The sequence below is a fragment of the Exiguobacterium sp. s161 genome, from assembly GCF_018619045.1.
Lineage (GTDB): Bacteria > Bacillota > Bacilli > Exiguobacteriales > Exiguobacteriaceae > Exiguobacterium_A > Exiguobacterium_A indicum.
Map to the genome: position 1 here is coordinate 268,699 of NZ_JACSNH010000003.1, position 21,998 is coordinate 290,696.

Consider the following 21,998-nt stretch of genomic DNA (forward strand, 5'->3'; position numbering starts at 1 on the left):
GAACGATGAAAGAGACGTTATTGAAATTAGCAGAAGCAAAACATTTACGATATGAAGAAATGCAACAGGTAGCACGCGAACTGTTTGCGGAAGACGTGACCGATAGCGAAATTGCCGCTTTTCTCGTCGCATTGAAAGCAAAAGGGGAGACTGCAGAAGAATTAGCCGGTCTTGCTTCGATCATGCGCGAGGTCGCCCTCGACATTCCGGTCACCGGCGATTTCATGGATAACTGCGGCACTGGAGGCGACGGCTCACAATCGTTCAACATCAGTACGACAGCTGCCTTCGTTCTGGCAGGTGCCGGCATGAAAGTCGCGAAGCACGGGAATCGGAGTGTCTCGAGTAAAACGGGCAGCGCTGATGTGCTCGAAGCACTCGGGGTTTCGCTCGATGCGACACCGGAACGTTTAGCAGAACAGCTCGAGTCGAACGGAATCGCCTTCTTGTTTGCGCAACGGATGCACCCACGCGTCAAGCAAATCATGAAGGTCCGACGCGATCTGCGGATTCCAACGATCTTTAACTTGATCGGGCCGTTGACGAATCCGGTCCCGCTCAAGACACAACTATTAGGAATTTACCGGGAGGATATGCTCGAGACGATGGCGTTGACATTGCATCGACTCGGGCGGAAGCGAGCAATCGTCTTACATGGTGCGAATGGAATGGATGAAGCATCCCTTGCCGGAACGAACCAACTCGTCTTACTCGACGAAGGTGAGCTGATTCGCTTCAGTCTTCACCCGGAGGAAGTCGGACTGAAGACCGCACCGCTTGAAGCAATTCGCGGAGGTAGTGCACAAGAGAATGCGGCGATTTTACTCCGTGTTCTTGGTGGAGAGCATGGTGCTTATCGCGACACGGTTCTACTCAATGCGGGAATTGCTCTCTTTGCAGCAAATCGAGCGAAGACGATTGAAGAAGGAATCGCCTTAGCAGCAGATAGCATCGACTCAGGACGGGCGATGGAACGATTGAACCAATTACGACAAATGACACGGGAGGAAGCAATCGGATGAATATCTTAGATCGCATCATCGAAACGAAACGAGCGGAAGTCCTGCAATTAAAATTAAACGGGGTCGAACGGATCAGTCGGGAGGCATTGAAGCCGTCGATTAAGCAACGACTAGCGGGAGCGGATTTATCCGTCATCGCGGAAATCAAACGAGCGTCGCCATCAAAAGGGGCAATCGCACTCGACGTCGATGTCGTCGCTCAGGCAAAACAATATGAAGCGAGTGGGGCGACCGTCATCTCCGTCTTGACGGACGAGACGTACTTCAAAGGGTCGATGGACGATTTAGCGGCAGTCGCTGCAGCAGTCGACATCCCGGTGCTTTGTAAGGACTTCATGATTGATCGGATTCAAATCGACCGGGCAAAAGCACATGGGGCACGGTTGATTCTCTTAATCGTCGCCGCTCTCGAGCAGGAGACGCTTGCTGACTTGTATGCGTATGCTTACGCAGAAGGACTTGAGGTCTTGGTCGAAGTCCATGACGAAGAGGAGTTACGCCGAGCAGAGGCGATTGGTGCGCAAATCATTGGCATCAACAACCGGAACTTGAAAAAGTTCGAAGTTGATTTACAGACATCGGTCGGATTACTCGAACAAAAACAACCGGACGTCCGGTATATCAGTGAGAGTGGCATCAAGACGGTCGAGGAAGCACAGCGATTACACGCTGCCGGTGCAGACGGGATCCTCGTCGGCGAGACGTTGATGCGGGCAGACGATCCGCAAGTCTTCATCCGAGAAGTGAGTGGCGTTCGCGTATGACACGGATTAAGTTCTGTGGTCTCCGGGAAAGAGAACATGTCGAAGCGGCAGTTCGCTTAGCGGACTACATCGGCTTCGTCTTTGCTAAAAGCAAACGACAGGTCACGCTAGAAGAGGCGGCTCGTCTCAGAAGCGACATTCCAAAAACGGTCCAAGTCGTCGGTGTCTTCGTCTCCCCGACTTACCAGCAGGTGACCGACGCGGTCGAACAAGTCGCGCTAGATCTCGTCCAAATTCATGGTGTCATTCCGGACGGAGAGTTACCAGTTCCCGTCATTCAAGCGATTCCGGTGACGGACATCGGACAAGTAGAGCAACAGACGGATTATTTGCTCGTTGACGCACCGGTTGCTGGAAGTGGCGAGACATTCGACTGGTCACGAGACATTCAAGCCGATCGACCACTGTTCATTGCCGGTGGCTTGACAGCAGGAAACGTCGGAGAAGCAATCAAACGATATCACCCGTTCGCCGTCGATGTCTCAAGTGGCATCGAGACGGATGGACGGAAAGATCCCATCAAAATGCAGGCATTCGCAGATGCCGTAAAGGAGAGAGAAGTATGAGCTACGCACAACCAGATACACTCGGACAATACGGTAAATACGGAGGACGCTACATCCCGGAAACATTGATGCACGCGGTGATCGAACTCGAAGAAGCTTACGCAACGGTAAAAGAAGATCCAGCGTTTCAAGCGCGAATGGACGAGTTATTGAAAGAATACGTCGGACGTGAAACACCACTTTATTTTGCCGAACATTTGACGCAAACGATCGGTGGCGCAAAGATCTACTTGAAACGAGAAGACTTGAACCATACTGGTGCCCATAAAATCAACAATACGATCGGTCAAGCGTTACTGGCTGAACGGATGGGGAAACGAAAAATCGTTGCTGAGACAGGGGCAGGACAACACGGTGTCGCGACAGCGACGGTCTGTGCCTTACTCGATCTCGAATGTGTCATCTTCATGGGAGAAGAGGACGTCCGTCGTCAAGAATTGAACGTCTTCCGGATGGAGTTACTTGGAGCAACCGTCATCCCAGTCACACAAGGCAGTCGGACACTCAAAGATGCCGTCAATGAAGCACTCCGCTACTGGGTCAAACATGTCGAAGATACGCATTACTTGATGGGTTCTGTTCTCGGACCACACCCATTCCCACAACTCGTCCGTGATTTCCAAGCAGTCATCGGAAAAGAGACACGACGTCAAATCATCGAAAAAGAAGGTCGTCTGCCAGAGGCGATCGTCGCTTGTGTTGGCGGTGGCAGTAACGCGATCGGGATGTTCCATCCTTTCATCGATGATACAAATGTAAAATTGTATGGCATTGAAGCAGCAGGCAGTGGAATCGACACAGAGAAACACGCAGCGACGATGACAAAAGGAGAGGTCGGTGTCTTGCATGGCTCGATGATGTATCTCTTACAGGATGCGCATGGTCAAGTACAAGAAGCGCACTCGATCTCAGCTGGACTCGATTACCCGGGTGTCGGACCGGAGCATAGCTTGCTAAAAGATATCGGTCGCGTCCAGTATGAAGCGGTGACCGATGAACAAGCACTCGAAGCACTTCAGCTGTTGAGCCGCAAGGAGGGAATCATCCCGGCACTTGAGTCGGCACACGCGATTGCCTACGCGACTCAACTCGCGGCAGAGATGGACAAAGAAGAAATTCTCGTCATCTGCTTATCAGGACGGGGCGACAAAGACGTCGTCACTGTCAGAAACGCACTAAAGGGGGAAGCATGATGCGATTAGAGACAGCCATTCGTACCGTTACGAGCAAAGGGGAGAAAGCCTTCATTCCGTATGTCATGGGGGGAGATGGAGGAATCGATCAACTCCCGGAAATCCTGTCGTTTCTCGCTGAATCCGGAGCGACAGCGATTGAAGTCGGTGTCCCGTTTTCGGATCCTGTCGCTGACGGTCCAGTCATTCAAGAAGCGGGACTTCGGGCACTAGAAGCGAACGTTGGACTGAAGGATGTCCTCGAGGCAGTTCGCGTTGCTCGTCAGACCGTCGATGTTCCGGTCGTCTTGATGACGTACTTGAATCCGATTTTCCGCTACGGATTAACGGCGTTTCTAGCGACATGTCGCGAAGTCGGGGTCGACGGACTGATTATTCCTGATTTGCCGCTTGAGCAGAGCGAACAGTTCTTCGAACAAGAAGATAAGTCGGACATCGCGCTCGTCCAGCTCGTCTCCTTGACGAGTCCGATGGAGCGGATTCAAAAGATTGCCGATAAAAGTGAAGGATTCCTCTATGCGGTCACGGTCAACGGAACGACAGGTGGACAGACGACGTTTGATACAGCGCTTGAAGACCACTTAGCGAACGTCGCAGCAAACAGTCCAGTACCTGTACTTGCCGGATTCGGGATTAGTACACCGGAACATGTCAAACAACTGAGCAGACCAGTCTCGGGGGTCATCGTCGGCAGTAAAATCGTCGATTTACTCCATCAGAACGATCGAGAAACAATTCAACAGTTGATGGCAGCACGTCTTGCGGCGACGCCGTCGCATTAATAAAAAGGACCTGACTCAAAAGTCAGTCTCTACAAAGATAAGGTTGGCAGAATGATGATTTGCCACCCTTATCTCGTAACAAAAAGAATGACGCGTCACACACCACTCTTACAGGAACAGGCGCATTTATGCGCTGTTAGAGACGAACAAGACCCGCTTTTCTGCTTGAATGAAGCAGGAAAGATGGCTTGTGTCTCGCCTGAGGAAAGGGTGTGAAAAGACGCGTCATTCTTTTTTTGAGTCAGCTTCTTTTTCATATAGATGTCACTGTTGAACGAGCGACTTCTGCAAGTTGGTATACAGTGGTTCGAATCCGAGTTCCTCATAAAACGTTGCGGCACGGTCGTTGACCGCCCAGACGTTCAATCGAACCGCAGCAACACCTCGCTCGAGCGCGAGTTCTTCTGCCGCCTGCATCAACTGGCGACCAATTCCGAATGAACGATGGGATGAGGTGACACCGACGTCAGTGATGTTCAAGATCCGGACAGGCGTGAATCGATTGGCTGCTGGCGCAGTCCACTTGCCGAACAAGTAACCAACGAGTGTATCTCCGTCAAGCGCTGTCAGACAGAGGTGTTGTTCTGCTTCCACCATCTGACTTAAAGACTCCAGCGTGTACGGTGTCGTTACATCTGGATGAAAGTGAGGCGATAATCGTTTATGATGCTCGAACGTCTCTGCCGTCAGTGCAAGCAGGACAGGGAGGTCTGAAGTACGGCTCGTGCGGATCATCAAGTAATCACTCCGATCATCGATTTTGTTTGAGTACTTCGGCGACGAGTCCCGATACATACGGACTACCACGATCTTCTTTTTCGACCGATTCAATCATGATGGCAACGAGAAGATCTTTTTTGTCGTTATCGTAACCGACGAAGAAGCCATTCTCTTTTCCATCGGTTTCGCCTGCCTTTTTCAATTCTGCCGTACCGGTCTTACCGGCAACATCGACTTCCTTGATATCGGCCGGGAGCGTATAACCGTTATGGACAACGTCATAAAGATCATCGCGAATCATCTTCGCGTCTTTTGCATCCAGCAGATCCTTTTTAAAGACTTGCTTCGTTTTTTCCTCTTGTAAAAGGGTCGGACGATAGATTGTTCCGTCAGTCAGGAAAATTTCATACATCGACGCTAGATGTAGAATGTTCGTCAGCATCTGTCCTTGTCCGTAGGACGTATCCATCAGCTGTCCATCTGAAGCAATCGTCCCGTCGTTTGAGATTTGAGAAGCGCGTAACGGATACGCAAACGGTAGCTTCTCTCCGTAGCCGAGGGCTTCAAGTCCAGACGTGAACGCCTTCGTTCCGACCTGTTCGAGTGTGGAGCGGGCGAAATAGATGTTGTCTGAATAAACGAGCGCATTGTGCAGATTAACGGGTGCTGGCGTCTCGTGAATCCGCGTGACGTTAAAACCATCGATCTTATTTTTCAGTCCATTGATTGTATAGGCTTTTTCCGGGTCGAGTGTTCCACTCTTTAAACCAACCGCGGCCGTTAGGGGTTTTTGAGTCGAACCGGGTGCGAAAGCACTCGTGAATCGGTTCAACAATGGTTGATCCGGATCCTGCGTCAATTCATCGAGTCGCGCTTGCGAGATCCCTGACATGAATTCAGAAGGATCAAAGCCAGGGGAGCTGAGTAAGACACGTGTCTCACCAGTCCGCGGATCGATTGCCGATGCCGTTCCTGGATCTTCTTTCATCGTGTCATACGTCTTTTTCTGAAGCGTAGCATCAATCGTCAACGGGATGTCCTCACCATCCGACGGTTTCGTTTCAGCGACGGTGACGCTTGATCCGTCTTTCTTTTGTAGAATGATCGAAGCTCCGGCTTTACCGCGTAAGCGATCATCAAGGACTTGTTCGAGACCCCGTTTCCCAATCTGTTCGCCAGCTTGGATTTTATTTTTCGATTCTTTAATCTCGTCTGCTGTCGCCGAACCGATATAACCGATCAAGTGTGAAGCGGCCTTCCCGAGTGGATATGTTCGGACTTCCGTCTCTTTAACGCTGATACCTGGAATGTCACGCAATTTCGCAACCGTTGCTTCGTCGGTCAGTGTTTTGAGCGGAACGAATTGTCCGTCCTTGACCCAACTTGCTTTTAAGGAATCTTCGACCGATGAGGTCGGGCGATCGAGCAACTCGGCAACTTGTGCGACATCTTTAAGTTGTCCTGCAGTTGCGCCGACAGCATATCCTTTACCAGAGGTCGCGAGCGGTTTATCGTTCGCATCAAGTAAATCACCGCGTTTGCCTTCTACGGTTTGTAACTGAACTTTATCTTCTTTCTTAAAGTCTTTTAGAACAAACGAAGAGTCCCAGTCAATGAACCAGTTTTCCGTTTCTCCTTGTTTCTCGAATGTTAACGGGACTTGTTTATCATAAGCAACGGCTCCTGCAACCGTATCAAAGGAGATTTGTACGGGAAGGGACGCTTTTTCGTCATCCGTTGCTTCCTCTGCTTTTTTTCGCTCGACGGATAACTTTTTGATATCAAGTGTTTTCGACAACTGTTTTGTCCGGTCGATGAATTCTTTTTTACCATATTCTTTTTTAGTAGCCGTACTCGCGTACGTATACATTTTATCGTAATCTTGTTTTTCCCAAAGTTTGATGTAGGCATCAAGACGTTCTTCAGGTGTCGGCTGATCTTGACATCCGGCAAGTAACGTCACACCAAACGTCGCTGATAAAAGAAGAGGGATCGTTCGTTTCATGGGTTTCGCCTCCGTTGTGGATTAGACTCATAATCATACCGTACCACTCCTGTCAGGAGATTTCATCTGAAACACAAAACCGGACTTCTCATGGAGAGAAGTCCGGTGAATCAAGCTTAGTTGAAGTAATTGAGTGGATTGACACTGTTTGCAGCAGACGTTCCGCTGTAGACGTATGGACCACGATGCATTTCGAAGTGGAGATGCGCACCGAATGCGTTACCTGTCGCACCAATCGTACCGATTTTCGATCCTTTAGCAATCGTTTGTCCGACTGAGACAGAGCGACTGTTCAAGTGTGCATATACTGTCGTGTACTGGATACCGTTCACCGTATGTGTCATCATGACATGATTTCCGTATGCGCCGTAATAACGGGATGTGATGACTTTACCGGCAGCCGATGCATAGACAGGTGTGCCTGTTGGAGCGCCGATATCGATGCCGTTATGGAACGTATAACCGTAAACGCCACTCGCAGCACCATATCCTTGCGTGATTGGACCACTTGCTGGACGTGAGAAACCAGTCGTTGCTTTTGACGAAGTCGTCGTACTGTACTTTTTAACATATGTAGAAGAAACATAGCGTGATGCGCCGCCGTACGAAATTTTTGTCCATGAACCGGAAACACCGAGATAATTGAATGTCTGTCCTGTATTGACGCTACCGACGATTTTATAAGCCGTTGATGGACCTGTACGGACACGAAGCCCGTCCGCTGTGACCTTTACCTTATATGTCGTTGCAGCTTCAACTTTCGAAGCACTCGTTGTTGCAAAACCTGAAACTACCAAAGCTGTCATTGTCATTGTTGTAAGTAAACGTTTCATTGAGTGTATTTCCTCCTTAAAAATCTGAAGCGACAGAACTGATCATTACAAAATTGTAAGATTTTATGTATATTTATTTATTTTAGGGAATGATTTTTCGCCTGAGATGATTATAGCATCGTCAATAACACAAAAATATTTCAAATGTATTTCAAAATTATGCGTTATTAACATATATTGTAATGGGTTAATAAGTAAAAAAGAACTGACGAAGAGTCAGTTCTTTTTTCTATGAAACCTATACTGTTATTCAATGGAAGAGGGTGAAAACACAGTTAAATGTTGCGGGAGTACCTCGACAGTCACGGGAACATGACCTGCTGTATCTCCATCGGCATTAATCGGCAGTTCTTCTTTCGAGCGAATTTCGACACGTGTCGTCGTGAAGTGTTCGATTTGATCGGCTTTTGATAATCCACCCGTGATAAGTTTAGGTAATGCTTGGAGCGCATCAAAGAATCCAAGCTTCGTAATGATGAACCCATGTAGCAGTCCATCATCGACCTTTGCGTCTTCTGCAAAGGATTCGAACCCACCAACGGAATTCGTCAAGGCGATAATCAACAAGTGTGCTTCTCCATCGAATTGTTTCTCAGCGGAATGGATTTCAATCGGATAGGGACTATGATCCTTGAAGGCTTTTAGACCTTCAATGAAATAAGCGACCGATCCGAGTGACGTTTTTTGTTCGACACTGACCTCCTCAACGGCTTCTGCAATCAGACCAACAGCGATGACGTTCATGAAGTAATGGTCATCATATTTACCGATATCGAGCGGTCGGGCAGGGGCATCAGCTAGAATCTGGATCGCCTCTTCGGGATCCGTCGGGATGTGTAATGCGCGCGATAAGTCATTGACCGTTCCGAGTGGGACGATCCCGAGTGTTGGCCGATGCGGTTGCTCGGCGATTCCGGTGATGACTTCATTGACCGTTCCGTCACCTCCCATGGCGATGACCGCGTCGTAATTAGACTGGGCGGCATGACGCGCGAATTCCGTCGCATCGTGTTCTTTTTCCGTAAACCGGACGTCGACGGTTTCAAAGCGAGTAGCAAGCGTCTCTTCAGCGAGCGTCGCGTGTTTTTTTCCGAGTTCTTTTCCAGAAGACGGGTTGATGATCAACATGGCTTGAGACAAAATGAATTCCTCCTTTGACGTATCTGTTCCTATTTTCCCGAGTCAAAGGAGGACTAATCATGTTAGTTCAAGTTTCTAGAATTAAGCGCTCATACAAACCTTCAATTTTTTGTAACAATGCTTCTTTTTTCATCTCGACCGTCATCCATTCTTCTTCCTCGGATACATGAGAGAGAATGGCATCAAGATGTACGACTTGAAATTCTAGCTCTTCAATTTGTTGTTCGATGGACTGTTCTTTCGCAGGCGCATTCGAACGCTTTGAAATACTCGATTTCTTCTCATGATTTATTTGAGGTGGTGTGGCACGAACGGCTTGTCGTTTCTCCACTGCGTAAGCATAGCTTCCAGCATACGAAGTAATTTGGCGGTCAAGCCAAATGATTCTCGAGAAAAGACGATTCAAGAAATAGCGATCGTGTGAGACGGCAATCAATGTACCAGAAAAATTCTCGAGTGCTTCTTCGAGTGTCTCTCTTGATTCAATATCTAAATGATTCGTCGGCTCATCGAGAATCAAGACGTTAATCGACGAATGAACGAGGACGGCGAGTTGCAATCGCACCCGCTCGCCTCCGCTCAGTGACAAAATGGACCGAAAGACAGTTGGTCCAAAGAACAGGAACCGGGAAAGGATATGGCGGGCTTCCGCTTCTGGAACGGCAATCCGGTCTCTAAACCAGTCGATTAACCGCGCGTCCTCTTCGAAATGGGCATGCTGGGACAGGAAACCGATCCGATTCGATGGTCCACGCGTGAGTGTGCCTGCGTCTGGTGATAATTCGTCAAGCAGCAGTGAGAGCAACGTCGATTTCCCGCTTCCATTCGTTCCGACGATCGCGATCCGATCCTGTGCCATGATCTCGAACGAAACGTTATCAAAAATGTGGCGGGTTCCGTAAGAAAACGAGAGTTCTTCAGCGCGAAAGACGACTTGGCTCGAGTGATCGGTAGAAGAAAAAGAGACGTCAGCGGTTTTGGCTTCGAGTTGTGGTCGTTTAATCCGTTCGATCCGCTCGAGTGCCCGTTCCATCGATTTTGCTTTACGGAATAATTTCTCACTCGGTGGAGATGCTTCGTTTGCCCATTGCCGGAGTCGACGAATCGCTTCCTTCATTTTCTTTATTTTTTTCTGTTGCTCTTGGTAGGCGTGGAACTGTTCCATCAAGCGACGTTCTCGTTCGACGACGAACGCGCTGTAGTTCCCTATATAGGCTGTCAGTTCACCGTCTTCGAGTTCAACGATCGAGGTGACGACGGCGTCTAAGAAGACCCGGTCGTGAGAAACGAGCAGGACGGTCCCTGTATAGTCCCGTAAGAACTGCTCCAGCCATTCCACGGCAGCTAAATCGAGATGGTTCGTCGGTTCGTCAAGAATGAGCAGATTTGGCTCCATGAGTAACATGCGACCGAGACAAATCTTCGTCTGTTCACCACCGCTCAACTGGTGGAAAGGACGAGTGAGTAACGGACGAAGGTGTAACCCGTTCACCATGCGCTCGATCTTCGAGTCGAGTAGATAGCCATCCTTTTGTTCGAACGCATTCGTCGCTTCCGCATATCGTGCGAGTAACGCATCAAGATTCTCTGGTGCTGTCGCCATCATTTGCTCCAACTGTTGCATCCGAGAACGGATCGCGAGGATGTCTTCAAACGCTGTCCAAAGGACGTCGAGTCCGGTCATCGTCTCACTATATACAGGAAGTTGTTCTAAATAGCCGATCGTCAAACCGCTCTTTTGATAGATGACACCACCGTCCGGTTGCTCAAGGCGAGCAAGCAAGCGGAGTAATGTCGTTTTACCACTCCCGTTTCGTCCAATCAGACCGACACGGTCGTGTTCGTTTAAGAAGAGGGAAACATCCGTTAAAATTGTCTCGCCTCCGAATTGTTTGGTCAGGTGTTGAATGTCGCAAATCATCATAGTAAGTTGATCCTTTCGCGCGCATCAAAAAAAGGAGAGCGCAAACAGCACTCTCCCTATCGTGTGAAAGATGCGCTTTGCTGTATTTTTCAATCATGAAGTTCTAAAAAAGGGCAGACGGGTGCCTTAGAACGCCATTCCATGAAAAATCGCGCGCAACAGATACAATTGTTCCATCAACCAGTGTTTGCACGCGGCAAAGTCCATCTTTTCACACCACCTTTCGTTTTAGATACATCTAGTTTACTATTTTTTTGTCAGTTACGGAAGTCTGAATTATTTGAACACACCTGCGATTGAACTGAAGAAGTCACTGAGTCCATCGAATAGTTTAGCAAAAAACCCTTTCGTTTCTTCTGATGTTGCGAAGGCATGGATGTCTTGTCCCGCATTTTTGAGTCCACTTTCGATTTGTCCCCAGTTGATGTTCGCTTGCTCCATTTGATTGAATAGATTCGTCAACCGGTCCATTTGTGCGTCAGACAACTGGATATTGTTATTTTGAATGACTTGGACGATCAAGTTTTCGATCTCGACTTTGGTTTCCGGTTTTTGATTGGCGATCTCAGCCTTGATCTCATTCATCAAGTCAGCGACTTTATCCGTGCCGACCGTTTTTCCAACGTCTGATGTGACCAATAATTCTTGCTGTGCTAAATCCTTGCGTTCGTCACTTAACTTTATCCCGGTTTCAGCGGAAGTTTGATCGTACGCCTTCATTATTCCTGTCAGTGCCGATGTCCCGGTCACCTTGTAAGGGGAAGTAATCGTGATGTCGGCATCTTTGACACCCGCTGTGACGAGAGCGTTGAGATACATATCCTTCGTCACCCATGTGATGTTTTCCGTCGAGACGGAGAGTCCATCTCCTTTTTCCGTCAGTTCGATTTTAGCCGACGAATACATGTTGCCGCCTTTTTGCGACTGTGGGATGTTTTTCCCGAGATATTTTTCCTCGTCAGCAGAAGTGGCGATGATCGGTGTGATGCCTTCCGGTGCATTGAGACGTGAAAGCACCCATGCTTTATCTTTTGCGCCGAGCGACTCCCCGAGTGTGACGATCGTCTTATCGACGACTTGTTCGGCGGATGCGGCTGTTGGGAGTAATAAAGCAGAAGCGATAACGGCTGATGCCATGAATTTTGTTGGTGTATGCATAATGAAATCCTCCAATTGTAAGTAACAGAATGAATTATAGTATCAGGTACTAAATTTAGTGTACGGGAACGATGTCTGTTCGGAATCGGTCTGCAGATGGAGACGATATCCGTCTTCTGACACTCCATAGTATAGCGAAAAGGAGACAACTTGACTTCCGTTTTCAGCATGCTATAGTGAATTTGAATCGAATAATGACCACTAGGGGAGTCGGTAGACCGACTGAGACGAACGAAGACGTTCGGACCCTTTGAACCTGATTAAGTTCGTACTTACGGAGGGAAGTGGCGTCAAGTCTTGTTCTTCTTGCGCCATGCCCGTGTGTTTCGGGGTGGTGTTTTTTCGTTTCATAACTAAACGAGGAGGATGAGATCATGACGTTCACACAAGAAATCAAACAAGCGGCACAAGCGTATTGGGATAGTAGTTTTACGCACCCATTCGTACAAGGAATCGGGGAGGGGACGTTACCGCTCTCGAAATTTCGGCATTACGTCATGCAGGATGCCTATTACTTAAAACATTTTGCGAAGATTCAAGCGAAGGCAGCATCAAAAGCAGACGACTTCGCGACGATCGCGACACTTGCCGAACATGCGACTTCGACTTATGAGGCAGAGTTGAGCTTACATCAATCATTTTTTGAGCCGCTCGGTATTACGGCAGCAGACCTTGAAGCATTTGAACCGGCACCGACAGCATATGCGTATGTCTCGCACATGCATCATGCGAGTGAAGGAACGCTCGGTGAGACGATTGCTGCCATCTTGCCATGTTACTGGTTGTATTATGAAGTCGGACAGCAATTACTGACGTGTACTCCGGAAGAAAAAATCTATCAGCAATGGATCGACACGTATAGCTCGGAATGGTTTGAAAAGGTCGTCTTTGAACAGATTGCACGGCTTGATGCGCTGGCGGAGCAAGCGAGCCCGACGGAACGCGAGCGGATGAAACGTCATTTCGTGACGAGTTGTTACTATGAGTTACTCTTCTGGCACATGGGGTGGACGGAAGAGACATTTGCGTCAGTTTACGAAACGATTCCAGCACGAGCGGTATCTTCTTGAATCACTAGATGGTAGAATTAGGAATACCATTTAGTGAGAGTAGGGATTGGAATGGAAATCATCGTGATCGCACTTGTGATCAGTGCAGCATATGCTGTACAACGAATGCTTGGTAGAGTCAAAGTAAGATTTCTTGGATACATCATTCCGATATTAATCGTGTTATCCGGTATATCCGCTTCGACACGTAACTTTAAGGTAGCGTATAGCATGGGGAGCTACATTTCTGCTGTTCTTGTCATCGTCGTCTATGCACTACTGACTTATTGGTTATACCGCGTCTACCATCGTGCGAAAGAAGAAGCTGAATATCCGTATCAATCACTAAAAGACCGAGGCATCCTTTAAGGAGCTTCGGTCTTTTGGTGTATCACGTCATCATTTTTTCCAGTTTTTAAAGCCGTCACCGAATTCGAGATGCAGTTGATCGGTAAAGACACCGTTCTGAAAGACCGGCACATCAACCGGTAAAGTGCCTTGCGGTTTGAACGTTCCGAAGATCGCTCGGATACCTGCAGGCAGGTTCGGTCCCGCTGATTTTAGATTGCCTGCTTCGGAGTCTGGACCGTTTGGATCGCCTTTGAAGCCATAGACGAGGACGTGTGCCGGTGCGTCCGGTTGAACGGCGACATCGTATGGGTTACGGAGACTGAGCAGGACGGATGGTGTATCCGTTTGTTTCACATAGCGGAAGATCGAAGCCGGAATCGCTTGTTCTGGTGCAGTAGGTAGTAGTTTAGCACTCGTGTTGACGTTGGAACCGACGATGATGTAATCTGCTGCATCGAGTTGCGCCCGTAATGTCGGGTTTTGGTCGAGCGGTAGCGTAGTAGCCGAGTAATTCGCTGTCGTCACGTGCCAGTTCCGATTCTTCGGTAGGGAAGCGATCGTCTTTTTCATGCTGTCCGTTTGATCCGCCGCAGGAGCGATCACAAGAACGTTAGCATTCTTTTTCGGTTTGAATGGTAAGGTCCGCTGATCATTTTTCACGAGTGTAACCGCGGCTTCCGTCATCGCACGTTCTTTTGCTTTATGCTCGGGACTGCCGACGATTTGGTTCGATTGCGCGATTTTTTCAGCTAGGGATGTCGTGTCAGTCGTACCGTTCCAAATTCCGCGTTCTGCTTTCAGTGTCAGAATCCGCTCAACCGATTGATCGATCCGTTCCTCTGAGAGGCGACCATCTTTGACTGCTGCGATCACATCCTTGAAAATCCGGTCGAGTTTTGTGACATCCTGCTCGGAACGAAGGATCGTCGGCATGAGCGCGATATCGACACCGGCGTCAAACGTCTTTAAGACGGCTTCTGATTCCGTAAAGTTGTCGGCGATCGCCTGCATGTTCAATGCGTCTGTGATGACGATGCCATCGTAGCCAAGTTTTTCGCGCAGTACGCCCGTGATGACATCATCCGATAACGTCGCAGGTAAAGGGAAGGTACCATTTGTCGACGTGACGACTTCAGGTTCGATTTGCGGCATCCCGATGTGTCCTGTCATGATCATATCGATGTCTTCAGCAATAGCTCGCTTGAACGGTACGAGCTCGACTTGTTCCAGCTCCTGCAGGGACCGGTCAACGACCGGTAATCCATAGTGGGAATCGGTCGCCGTATCGCCGTGACCCGGGAAGTGTTTGGCGGTCGCCGCGACACCTTCAGACTGAATTCCCTTCATTAGAGCGGAACCGAGTGTGCCGACGAGCGCCGGATCACTCGAGAACGAGCGGACACCAATGACAGGATTTCCAGGATTGCTGTTGACGTCGAGAACCGGACCAAAGTTGACATTGATGCCGAGCGCACGCAGTTCGGAACCGATGATATGACCGGCATCATTGGCATATGTACTACTGCGGGTCGCACCTAACGCCATATTGCCAGGTAAGTTCGTCCCTGTTCCGAGCCGAGTAACGATTCCGCCTTCTTGGTCGATCGTGACGAACAGCGGAATATCGTTGCTAGCGTCTTGTTTGACGACTTCTTGCAGATCATGAACGAGTTTCGTCGTCTGTTCGGTTTCGCTGACGTTCTCAGCAAACAAGATGACGCCGCCTAAATCATAGCGATCGATGATGTTCGCGACTTCTGGGGCAAGCGACGTATGATTGCTGCCATTCCACTGTCGGAAGTCCGGCATGATCATCTGCCCGATTTTTTGTTCGAGTGTCATCGTGTCGATTTTGTGACTGATCCGATCGGCTGAAGATCCTGCATCTGCCATGACAGGTAAACTACTTGAGACGAGTACTGCTGCGAGTCCGGCTGTTAACGTGAACTGTCCGATTTTTTTCATGATGTACGTCCTCCTTTAGTCAAACCGTGACTGGAATTCTTTTCAATACGGACAGTATAGCAAGGTGTTTGTTTTAAAACAATATTTTATTTGTAAACGATTTCAAATTGAAATAAATTTCAAATGTGTTTTTAGACAGACTGACTTGAATGAAAAAAAAGTGACTCCCCCTGAAGAGGAATCACTTTCAAGTAAAGTCGATCGATTGATCAGCTATAGCGTTCGACGATGCTTGTCAGCTGACGTTCGACGAACGATTGATCCTGCAGTTCACCATTGGACAGACGCAGTTTGATCATCGACTCATCCGCACCAGCCATTTCACTGAATAATGAACCGAGACTGTGCGCACGACGGTCGACTTGGACGATTAAATCAATCCCTGAGCTGTCTTGGAGCATGATGATTTCGATCTCATCCAGTTTATGAGCGTAGTGTGTATTGCGAGCTGAATACTCAAGCTCCTGAGCAATCGGTAAATCTTTCCGGAATCGTCCAGGTAATTTTTCCGTGTCGGCTTTTTTCAAACGGAAGCCAAGTGACTCCATTGCATCTAAGACTGTCGCTTGGTAGCGGTTTGCTTCGACGATGACAGCGTCACGGTCCGATGGATCGACGGCTTGAGCGATGTCGAGTCCCGTCTCGATCCACGATTTCGATTGACTGACGGAGAGTGGCGTATTCAGCGGTACGCGTAATGTAAAGGGAATCTCCCGCTCAACACCCGCTTCAATCGTGAACTTCGCTTCATTTAAGGCAAACCGGTCGAGCGTGAAGGTCGTAAACGTCGTACTATCATTGACTTCTTGTTTGTACTGCGTGTTGAATTCAAGATAAATTCGATCAATTTCTTGATCGACGTTTCCGCCTTTGATATGAACGACACCGTGAATTTGACCGCCTGGTTCGCAGCGGTCATCCGTCAAGCGTGTATCGACCGTTGCGGCACCGATTCCGATTTGTGAGAGAATTTTTTTGAACATGATGAATTCCTCCTTTTGATTACGTACGAATGATGAAGCGTGTAAACTTGTCGAACAGGTACGAATTTGCTACAGTTTCGAAAGAACATCAGAAAAGGACGGGACGACTAGTGGAACTACATGAATTAAAAGCGAGTCTTGCCTCGCAAATCACGCAAGGAACACTGATCCATGCAACGATAAGTAATCCGCGTCAAAAATCAAATGATCTCCGACGAATCAAGGTAAAACCGATTCTATTAAGAGATACGGTGATGATGCAGGTAGAGTTTCAATTTGAACGCGTTATGAAGCATGAAAATATTTTAATTGACGATTTCGTCGGACGACTCGATGACTGGTTCACGGAATTTCGTCAATTCTTATTCCGTTTTGAAGAAGAAGAATGGCAATTCCAGCTCTCGAAAAAGATGAAAGTCGCGATCAAGACATCCAAAAAGGAGCCGATGAAAGCTCTCTTGTCGCATGACCGGAAAAAAACCTATCTATTAGAAGACGGTGTGCCGGTTCCGTTTCTGATTCGCTTAGGCGTCATGACGGAAGCGGGTCAAGTCAAAAAACAGAAGTACGATAAGTTTAAACAAATCAATCGCTTTCTTGAATTCGTTGAGGATAGCATTGCTGCCTTGCCTAAAGGAAAAAAACTCCGGATCTTGGACTTCGGATGCGGGAAGTCGTATTTGACGTTCGCTCTCTATCATTATCTAAAAGTCGTCAAAGGATTCGACCTCGAAGTGACAGGTCTTGATTTAAAGAAAGAAGTCATCGAAGAATGTACGCAAATTGCGCGTGATCTGGATTATACCGATCTGACATTCCGCGTCGGGGACGTTCATGATTACACAGGGGAGACGGAAGTCGACCTGATGGTGACACTTCACGCTTGTGATGTCGCGACGGACGTCGCACTCGCACGAGCTGTCGACTGGAATGCATCAGTCATCCTGAGCGTACCGTGCTGTCAAAAGGAATTGAACCGTCAACTGGACTGTTCGCCACTCGATGTCATGCTCCAGCACGGACTGATCAAAGAAAAATTCGCATCACTGGCGACAGATTCGATTCGTGCTGAGTTGCTAACACTGGTCGGATATGAAGCGCAACTTCTCGAATTCATTGATCTCGAGCACACACCGAAGAACATCTTGATTCGAGCATACAAACAAAACAAGCGACCAACGGAAGAGAAAATCGATCGTTACATCGCGTTCCGTGATTTGTTGCATGCCCGACCATTTTTAGAAACTGAATTAAGCGGCAGACTTGGACAGATTTCACCGAAACTCGTACAATAAGAAGGAGAACGAATCAAAGGAGGCAATACGATGGATTTCCAAATGTATTTTGAAGATGTCGTCCAAACAGCCCGCAAAGAAGCGCAAGCTGCTGGATTTGAAGAATTAACGACGCCAGAGAGCGTGGATGAAGCAATGAAACGCGAAGGGCTAACACTTGTCCTTGTCAATTCGGTGTGTGGATGTGCTGGCGGGATCGCCCGTCCTGCTGCAGCGTACGTTAATCGGAAAGAGGGTATCAAGCCCGATCATTTCGTCACGGTATTCGCTGGACAAGATCGCGAAGCGACAGACCGTGCGCGTGAATACTTCGAAGGTTACCCACCTTCATCTCCATCATTTGCATTAATGCAAGATGGAAACATCCTCTCGATGGTCGAGCGCTTCGACATCGAATCGTTCACGGCGGAAGAGGTCGTCGAGAAACTTGAATCATTGATTGAAATCTACGCATAAGCAAAGAAGGCTCCTGATAAAGGAGTCTTTTTTTGCGTATTCATGAGATTAAAATAATAAATTTTAAAATTGAAAGCGTTTGCAAAATTGTATAAAAAGTCATTTATGCATGATTTATGAATAGAAACTCAAAAAATTTTATATATTTATGCTTTACAGTGAATAAATATTCGTATATCCTAAAAGCAATAGAACAGGTCAGGCTTTTCGGTATTGAATTGGACATACACATAAGTCATACTATTGTTAAAGTTCTGACAATTGAGCGTTGGAAGGGGAAAACTCGAATGAAAAAATTATTAGCAACGGCAATGGCAGGCATTCTGGCAGTCACGATGGCAGCATGTGGCGCGTCGGAAGAATCAACAGGTGGATCAAGCAAAAGCGATAAAGTATTGACGATGGGAACGTCAGCGGATTACTTCCCATTTGAATACATCGATACGAAAAAAGGAGAGGACATCGTCGGGTTCGACGTTGCGATCGCCAAGGAAGTCACGAAAAATCTCGGGTATGACTTAAAAATCGAAGACATGGAATTTGGTAGCTTACTTGGTGCGCTTAGCTCAGGTCGTGTCGATTTCGTCATGGCGGGCATGACACCGACAGAAGAGCGTAAGAAAAACGCTGACTTCACGGACATCTACTTCGAATCAAAAAACTTAGTCATGACGAAGGATAAAGCCATCAGTTCGGAAGACGAACTCAAAGGCAAAAAAATCGGTGTCCAGCTTGGTTCGATCCAAGAGGGACTCGCAAAAGATCGCTTTAAAGACAGCGAAGCGGTTCCTTTAAATAAAATTCCAGAAATCATTCAAGAATTGAATACAGGTCGGATTGATGCCCTCATCATCGAGGATGCAGTTGCCGTCAAATACATGGATCAAGACGCATCGCTGAAAACGTATCAGATTAAAGAAGATGGTCCAGCTGGATCAGCGATCGCCTTCAAAAAAGGCGACAAGATGCGTGACGATTTCAACAAAGAGTTGAAGAAGATGATCGACAGTGGTGAAATCGATAAATTGGCAGAAGAATGGTTCCAAAAAGAAGCGAAATAAGTCAAGTGCATGGGGGTGGGGGTAACCTCATCCCTTTTGTGCGACGTTAGGAGATTGATTATGATAGACTTTACAAAGATTCAAGATTCAATTCCATATATTCTTGAGGGGATTCCGGTCCTGTTCCAAGTCGTCATCGTGGCAGCCATTGCCGGGATGCTGATCGGAATCGTCGTCGCGGCACTGAAAATCACGAAGAGCCGTTTCATCCGTTTCATTGGTCATACGTATACGGCGATTTTCCGGGGAACCCCACTGATCTTGCAACTGGCGATCGTCCACTTCGGATTACCACAGTTGACAGGGTATGTCACGACAGGATACCAATCGGCAATCATCGCCTTCTCCTTGAACTCCGGAGCGTACATCTCGGAAATCATTCGGGCTGGGATTCAAGCCGTTGATCGTGGGCAGTGGGAAGCTGCAGATGCGCTTGGTATTTCGTATTTCAAACAACTCCGTTCGATCATTTTGCCGCAAGCCTTTAAAAATATCCTTCCAGCGATCATGAACGAATTGATCACGTTGACGAAGGAATCGGCACTCGTCTCGACGGTCGGTGTTCTCGATGTCATGCGTCGTGCACAAATCGTTGGAGGAGAAAAGGCGATTTATTTCGAACCGTTGTTGTTTGCCGGATTCGTATATTTTGTTCTCGTCATGGGATTGAGCTTGATAGGCCAACAAGTCGAAAAAGCTATGAGAAAGAGTGGGTAATCAGATGGAACCTATGATCCAAGTCACCGATTTGCATAAGCAATTCGGAAAATTAGAAGTATTAAAAGGTATCTCGACGACAGTTACACGCGGTGAAGTCGTCGCTGTCATTGGACCGTCGGGATCCGGTAAATCAACATTTCTACGTTGTATCAACTTACTTGAACAACCAACGAGTGGAACGATCATCGTCGATGGTTTTGAACTGACGAAACCAAAAGCGAACATCTCGAAAGCACGTCAGAACATCGGAATGGTGTTCCAACAATTTAACTTGTTCCCACATAAGTCTGTTCTTGATAACTTGACGTACGCACCGATCAACGTCCTTGGTATCTCAAAAGACGAGGCAGTCAAGCGGGCAGAGACATTGCTTGAACGTGTCGGTCTAGCTGAAAAACGCGATAATTACCCGAACCAGTTGTCAGGTGGACAAAAACAACGGGTCGCAATCGCACGCGCTCTTGCGATGGAACCGAACGTCATGTTGTTTGATGAACCGACGTCAGCGCTTGACCCAGAGATGGTCAACGAAGTACTGGACGTCATGAAGCAATTGGCGGAAAGCGGAATGACGATGGTCATCGTCACTCACGAGATGGGCTTTGCCAAAGAAGTCGCGGATCGCGTCTTGTTCCTCGATGAGGGGATTCTGATGGAAGAAGGTTCGCCGGTCGAACTCTTCGACAATCCGAAGACGGACCGGGCGAAAAAATTCCTCGAAAAAGTTTTATGAGCACGGCACGCTAACTCTGAAGAGGGTTAGCGTTTTTCGGTTTTTAGTAGAGAGGGGAATAAGAATGAAAAAATTGCTTGAAGGTCATCATACTCGTCTGACGCGTTTTCAGTCGGAAGATACCGAAGTGATGCAACGTCTGCTTGACGATGCAACGTTTGCTCGTCATTTCAGTGCGACGCCATATCGTCACTTATCGAAGGAAAAGATTGAACAGATGATGGCGACTGATGCTCCGGAGACGTTTCGGTTTGCGATTCGTAACTTCGAAGATGAACGGATGATTGGTGTCGTCGCATTAGAAGATATTTTACCGACACATGGAACGGCATGGCTGATGATTGGCATCGATCCGGATTGTGAAGGACAAGGGTATGCGACGGATGCGCTACAGACAATCCTCGAATACGCCTTCTTAGAGTTGAACTTGTACCGGATTCAATTGACGGTCTTTGAGTATAATACACGTGCGGTTAAGCTGTACGAACGACTCGGGTTCGTACAGGAAGGAAGATACCGTGCCTTTTTACGACGAGACGGAGAGCGGCATGATATGTTACTGTACGGATTACTCGAACCGGAATGGAGAGATCGACAATGATTCAAGAAACGGAAATCTTCGTCCGGTCGTTTCACGCGACGGACTTTTCAGGTCATGATTATGCCCATATCGAACGGGTTCGCCGTTTAGCGTTACATATTGCCAAACAAGAAGGCGGGAACGTCAAAATCATCGAACTATCTGCCTTACTCCATGACGTAGCAGATAGTAAACTCGGGGGAACGGCAGAGACGGTCGCGTCCTTTTTGCAAGGAAAAGTGACGGAAGAAGAACAAGAACAAATTCTAGACATCATCACGAGCCTGTCCTATAAAGACGGTACACGCCCACCGATGCAAACAATCGAAGGGCAAATCGTTCAAGATGCTGATCGTCTCGATGCCATCGGTGCAATCGGGATTGCGCGCACATTTCAGTTCGCTGGTCGGTTCGGGGAGCCGATGCATGTACCTGGCCTAGCACCACGAGAACCGGGTGACCGAACGGGAGAGACGAGTGCCCTGAATCATTTTGAAGAAAAGTTATTCCGGCTAAAAGATTTAATGAATACGAACACAGCACTTCATTTAGCAGAGGAGCGACATCGCTACATGGAAGAGTTCGTTAATCGTTTTAAGCAGGAATGGGAGGGGGCTACGGGAGAAATAGGTGATATGTAAATCGATTTAAACACATAAGGCGCGTTGTCCGGTTCATTTTCCAGACAACGCGCTTTA

22 protein-coding genes and 1 riboswitch are annotated in these 21,998 nt (G+C 47.9%); of the genes, 14 read left to right on the forward strand and 8 right to left on the reverse strand.

What is annotated here, in order from left to right; all coding sequences use genetic code 11:
• Window positions 1-5: 5 nt before the first annotated feature.
• From trpD to trpA, 5 genes are read left to right on the forward strand one after another with little or no spacing between them, the layout of a single operon-like run.
• Window positions 6-1,022 (forward strand): anthranilate phosphoribosyltransferase, encoded by a 1,017-nt coding sequence (trpD, locus tag KNQ14_RS10935; protein ID WP_214860999.1) that lies wholly within the window; start codon window positions 6-8, stop codon window positions 1,020-1,022.
• Window positions 1,019-1,786 carry an indole-3-glycerol phosphate synthase TrpC gene (gene trpC, locus KNQ14_RS10940; protein ID WP_058713633.1) on the forward strand — a complete coding sequence of 256 codons (768 nt, stop codon included), beginning with the start codon at window positions 1,019-1,021 and terminating at the stop codon, window positions 1,784-1,786. The genes trpD and trpC overlap by 4 nt, the downstream gene beginning before the upstream one ends.
• Complete coding sequence (locus KNQ14_RS10945) at window positions 1,783-2,352, forward strand: phosphoribosylanthranilate isomerase (protein ID WP_214861001.1); 570 nt, start codon at window positions 1,783-1,785, stop codon at window positions 2,350-2,352. Before trpC ends, KNQ14_RS10945 begins: the two co-directional genes overlap by 4 nt.
• Window positions 2,349-3,545 (forward strand): tryptophan synthase subunit beta, encoded by a 1,197-nt coding sequence (gene trpB, locus KNQ14_RS10950; protein WP_214861003.1) that lies wholly within the window; start codon window positions 2,349-2,351, stop codon window positions 3,543-3,545. The genes KNQ14_RS10945 and trpB overlap by 4 nt, the downstream gene beginning before the upstream one ends.
• On the forward strand, window positions 3,545-4,327 hold the full coding sequence (gene trpA / locus KNQ14_RS10955) for a tryptophan synthase subunit alpha (protein WP_047390833.1): 783 nt from the start codon (window positions 3,545-3,547) through the stop codon (window positions 4,325-4,327). The genes trpB and trpA overlap by 1 nt, the downstream gene beginning before the upstream one ends.
• A 264-nt stretch (window positions 4,328-4,591) precedes the next feature.
• Here trpA and KNQ14_RS10960 read toward each other — a convergent pair whose 3' ends face one another.
• The 6 genes from KNQ14_RS10960 to KNQ14_RS10985 all read right to left on the reverse strand — a co-directional run bounded on the left by KNQ14_RS10960 (window position 4,592) and on the right by KNQ14_RS10985 (window position 12,107).
• Window positions 4,592-5,062: a GNAT family N-acetyltransferase gene (locus KNQ14_RS10960; RefSeq protein WP_214775438.1), complete on the reverse strand. Its 471-nt coding sequence runs from the start codon at window positions 5,060-5,062 to the stop codon at window positions 4,592-4,594.
• A 16-nt stretch (window positions 5,063-5,078) separates the two neighbouring features.
• Window positions 5,079-7,052 carry a penicillin-binding transpeptidase domain-containing protein gene (locus KNQ14_RS10965; protein ID WP_058265122.1) on the reverse strand — a complete coding sequence of 658 codons (1,974 nt, stop codon included), beginning with the start codon at window positions 7,050-7,052 and terminating at the stop codon, window positions 5,079-5,081.
• Window positions 7,053-7,168: 116 nt separating this feature from the next.
• Window positions 7,169-7,885, reverse strand: coding sequence for a M23 family metallopeptidase (locus tag KNQ14_RS10970; protein ID WP_023467606.1), 717 nt, complete (start codon window positions 7,883-7,885; stop codon window positions 7,169-7,171).
• A 246-nt stretch (window positions 7,886-8,131) separates the two neighbouring features.
• Complete coding sequence (locus KNQ14_RS10975) at window positions 8,132-9,025, reverse strand: diacylglycerol/lipid kinase family protein (RefSeq protein ID WP_214747644.1); 894 nt, start codon at window positions 9,023-9,025, stop codon at window positions 8,132-8,134.
• Window positions 9,026-9,092: 67 nt separating this feature from the next.
• Window positions 9,093-10,949, reverse strand: a complete 1,857-nt coding sequence (abc-f, locus tag KNQ14_RS10980; RefSeq protein WP_214861008.1) for a ribosomal protection-like ABC-F family protein — start codon at window positions 10,947-10,949, stop codon at window positions 9,093-9,095.
• Between the two features lie 276 nt (window positions 10,950-11,225).
• Window positions 11,226-12,107 (reverse strand): DUF1002 domain-containing protein, encoded by an 882-nt coding sequence (locus tag KNQ14_RS10985; protein ID WP_214861010.1) that lies wholly within the window; start codon window positions 12,105-12,107, stop codon window positions 11,226-11,228.
• Between the two features lie 193 nt (window positions 12,108-12,300).
• Window positions 12,301-12,407: riboswitch (TPP riboswitch) on the forward strand.
• Window positions 12,408-12,481: 74 nt separating this feature from the next.
• Between KNQ14_RS10985 and tenA the strand changes: the two genes are divergently transcribed.
• Together tenA and KNQ14_RS10995 are read left to right on the forward strand one after the other, a co-directional pair.
• Entirely contained in the window at window positions 12,482-13,177 is a 696-nt protein-coding gene (gene tenA / locus KNQ14_RS10990) for a thiaminase II (protein ID WP_035398260.1), read from the forward strand.
• Window positions 13,178-13,228: 51 nt separating this feature from the next.
• Window positions 13,229-13,525, forward strand: a complete 297-nt coding sequence (locus KNQ14_RS10995; protein WP_214747655.1) for a hypothetical protein — start codon at window positions 13,229-13,231, stop codon at window positions 13,523-13,525.
• Between the two features lie 30 nt (window positions 13,526-13,555).
• Here KNQ14_RS10995 and KNQ14_RS11000 read toward each other — a convergent pair whose 3' ends face one another.
• Both KNQ14_RS11000 and KNQ14_RS11005 read right to left on the reverse strand, forming a co-directional pair.
• Window positions 13,556-15,472 carry a glycoside hydrolase family 3 protein gene (locus KNQ14_RS11000; protein WP_214861012.1) on the reverse strand — a complete coding sequence of 639 codons (1,917 nt, stop codon included), beginning with the start codon at window positions 15,470-15,472 and terminating at the stop codon, window positions 13,556-13,558.
• Window positions 15,473-15,681: 209 nt separating this feature from the next.
• Window positions 15,682-16,455 (reverse strand): sporulation protein, encoded by a 774-nt coding sequence (locus tag KNQ14_RS11005; protein WP_214747661.1) that lies wholly within the window; start codon window positions 16,453-16,455, stop codon window positions 15,682-15,684.
• A gap of 110 nt (window positions 16,456-16,565) precedes the next feature.
• Here KNQ14_RS11005 and KNQ14_RS11010 point away from each other — a divergent pair, with 110 nt between their 5' ends.
• The 7 genes from KNQ14_RS11010 (at window position 16,566) to KNQ14_RS11040 (ending at window position 21,941) form a co-directional block, all read left to right on the forward strand.
• Window positions 16,566-17,750 carry a class I SAM-dependent methyltransferase gene (locus KNQ14_RS11010; RefSeq protein ID WP_023467615.1) on the forward strand — a complete coding sequence of 395 codons (1,185 nt, stop codon included), beginning with the start codon at window positions 16,566-16,568 and terminating at the stop codon, window positions 17,748-17,750.
• Window positions 17,751-17,780: 30 nt separating this feature from the next.
• On the forward strand, window positions 17,781-18,206 hold the full coding sequence (locus tag KNQ14_RS11015) for a BrxA/BrxB family bacilliredoxin (RefSeq protein ID WP_023467616.1): 426 nt from the start codon (window positions 17,781-17,783) through the stop codon (window positions 18,204-18,206).
• A gap of 287 nt (window positions 18,207-18,493) precedes the next feature.
• Window positions 18,494-19,267: a transporter substrate-binding domain-containing protein gene (locus tag KNQ14_RS11020; RefSeq protein WP_023467617.1), complete on the forward strand. Its 774-nt coding sequence runs from the start codon at window positions 18,494-18,496 to the stop codon at window positions 19,265-19,267.
• Window positions 19,268-19,324: 57 nt separating this feature from the next.
• Window positions 19,325-19,984, forward strand: a complete 660-nt coding sequence (locus KNQ14_RS11025) for an amino acid ABC transporter permease (protein ID WP_035398698.1) — start codon at window positions 19,325-19,327, stop codon at window positions 19,982-19,984.
• Window positions 19,985-19,997: 13 nt separating this feature from the next.
• Window positions 19,998-20,720, forward strand: coding sequence for an amino acid ABC transporter ATP-binding protein (locus tag KNQ14_RS11030; protein ID WP_041255311.1), 723 nt, complete (start codon window positions 19,998-20,000; stop codon window positions 20,718-20,720).
• Window positions 20,721-20,784: 64 nt separating this feature from the next.
• On the forward strand, window positions 20,785-21,321 hold the full coding sequence (locus KNQ14_RS11035; RefSeq protein WP_023467620.1) for a GNAT family N-acetyltransferase: 537 nt from the start codon (window positions 20,785-20,787) through the stop codon (window positions 21,319-21,321).
• Window positions 21,303-21,941: an HD domain-containing protein gene (locus KNQ14_RS11040; protein WP_058265129.1), complete on the forward strand. Its 639-nt coding sequence runs from the start codon at window positions 21,303-21,305 to the stop codon at window positions 21,939-21,941. Before KNQ14_RS11035 ends, KNQ14_RS11040 begins: the two co-directional genes overlap by 19 nt.
• Window positions 21,942-21,998: the final 57 nt, after the last annotated feature.

What these genes read in the sequence shown, in the direction of transcription:
- KNQ14_RS10960 (WP_214775438.1), bottom strand. Translation starts at nt 5,062, where the DNA reads ATGATCCGCACGAGCCGTACTTCAGACCTCCCTGTCCTGCTTGCACTG.
- KNQ14_RS11030 (WP_041255311.1), top strand. Translation starts at nt 19,998, where the DNA reads ATGATCCAAGTCACCGATTTGCATAAGCAATTCGGAAAATTAGAAGTA.
- KNQ14_RS11015 (WP_023467616.1), top strand. Translation starts at nt 17,781, where the DNA reads ATGGATTTCCAAATGTATTTTGAAGATGTCGTCCAAACAGCCCGCAAA.
- KNQ14_RS10985 (WP_214861010.1), bottom strand. Translation starts at nt 12,107, where the DNA reads ATGCATACACCAACAAAATTCATGGCATCAGCCGTTATCGCTTCTGCT.
- KNQ14_RS11000 (WP_214861012.1), bottom strand. Translation starts at nt 15,472, where the DNA reads ATGAAAAAAATCGGACAGTTCACGTTAACAGCCGGACTCGCAGCAGTA.
- KNQ14_RS10995 (WP_214747655.1), top strand. Translation starts at nt 13,229, where the DNA reads ATGGAAATCATCGTGATCGCACTTGTGATCAGTGCAGCATATGCTGTA.
- KNQ14_RS11035 (WP_023467620.1), top strand. Translation starts at nt 20,785, where the DNA reads ATGAAAAAATTGCTTGAAGGTCATCATACTCGTCTGACGCGTTTTCAG.
- KNQ14_RS10945 (WP_214861001.1), top strand. Translation starts at nt 1,783, where the DNA reads ATGACACGGATTAAGTTCTGTGGTCTCCGGGAAAGAGAACATGTCGAA.
- KNQ14_RS11005 (WP_214747661.1), bottom strand. Translation starts at nt 16,455, where the DNA reads ATGTTCAAAAAAATTCTCTCACAAATCGGAATCGGTGCCGCAACGGTC.
- trpD (WP_214860999.1), top strand. Translation starts at nt 6, where the DNA reads ATGAAAGAGACGTTATTGAAATTAGCAGAAGCAAAACATTTACGATAT.
- tenA (WP_035398260.1), top strand. Translation starts at nt 12,482, where the DNA reads ATGACGTTCACACAAGAAATCAAACAAGCGGCACAAGCGTATTGGGAT.
- KNQ14_RS11040 (WP_058265129.1), top strand. Translation starts at nt 21,303, where the DNA reads ATGGAGAGATCGACAATGATTCAAGAAACGGAAATCTTCGTCCGGTCG.
- abc-f (WP_214861008.1), bottom strand. Translation starts at nt 10,949, where the DNA reads ATGATGATTTGCGACATTCAACACCTGACCAAACAATTCGGAGGCGAG.
- trpB (WP_214861003.1), top strand. Translation starts at nt 2,349, where the DNA reads ATGAGCTACGCACAACCAGATACACTCGGACAATACGGTAAATACGGA.
- KNQ14_RS10965 (WP_058265122.1), bottom strand. Translation starts at nt 7,052, where the DNA reads ATGAAACGAACGATCCCTCTTCTTTTATCAGCGACGTTTGGTGTGACG.
- KNQ14_RS11020 (WP_023467617.1), top strand. Translation starts at nt 18,494, where the DNA reads ATGAAAAAATTATTAGCAACGGCAATGGCAGGCATTCTGGCAGTCACG.
- trpA (WP_047390833.1), top strand. Translation starts at nt 3,545, where the DNA reads ATGCGATTAGAGACAGCCATTCGTACCGTTACGAGCAAAGGGGAGAAA.
- trpC (WP_058713633.1), top strand. Translation starts at nt 1,019, where the DNA reads ATGAATATCTTAGATCGCATCATCGAAACGAAACGAGCGGAAGTCCTG.
- KNQ14_RS10970 (WP_023467606.1), bottom strand. Translation starts at nt 7,885, where the DNA reads ATGAAACGTTTACTTACAACAATGACAATGACAGCTTTGGTAGTTTCA.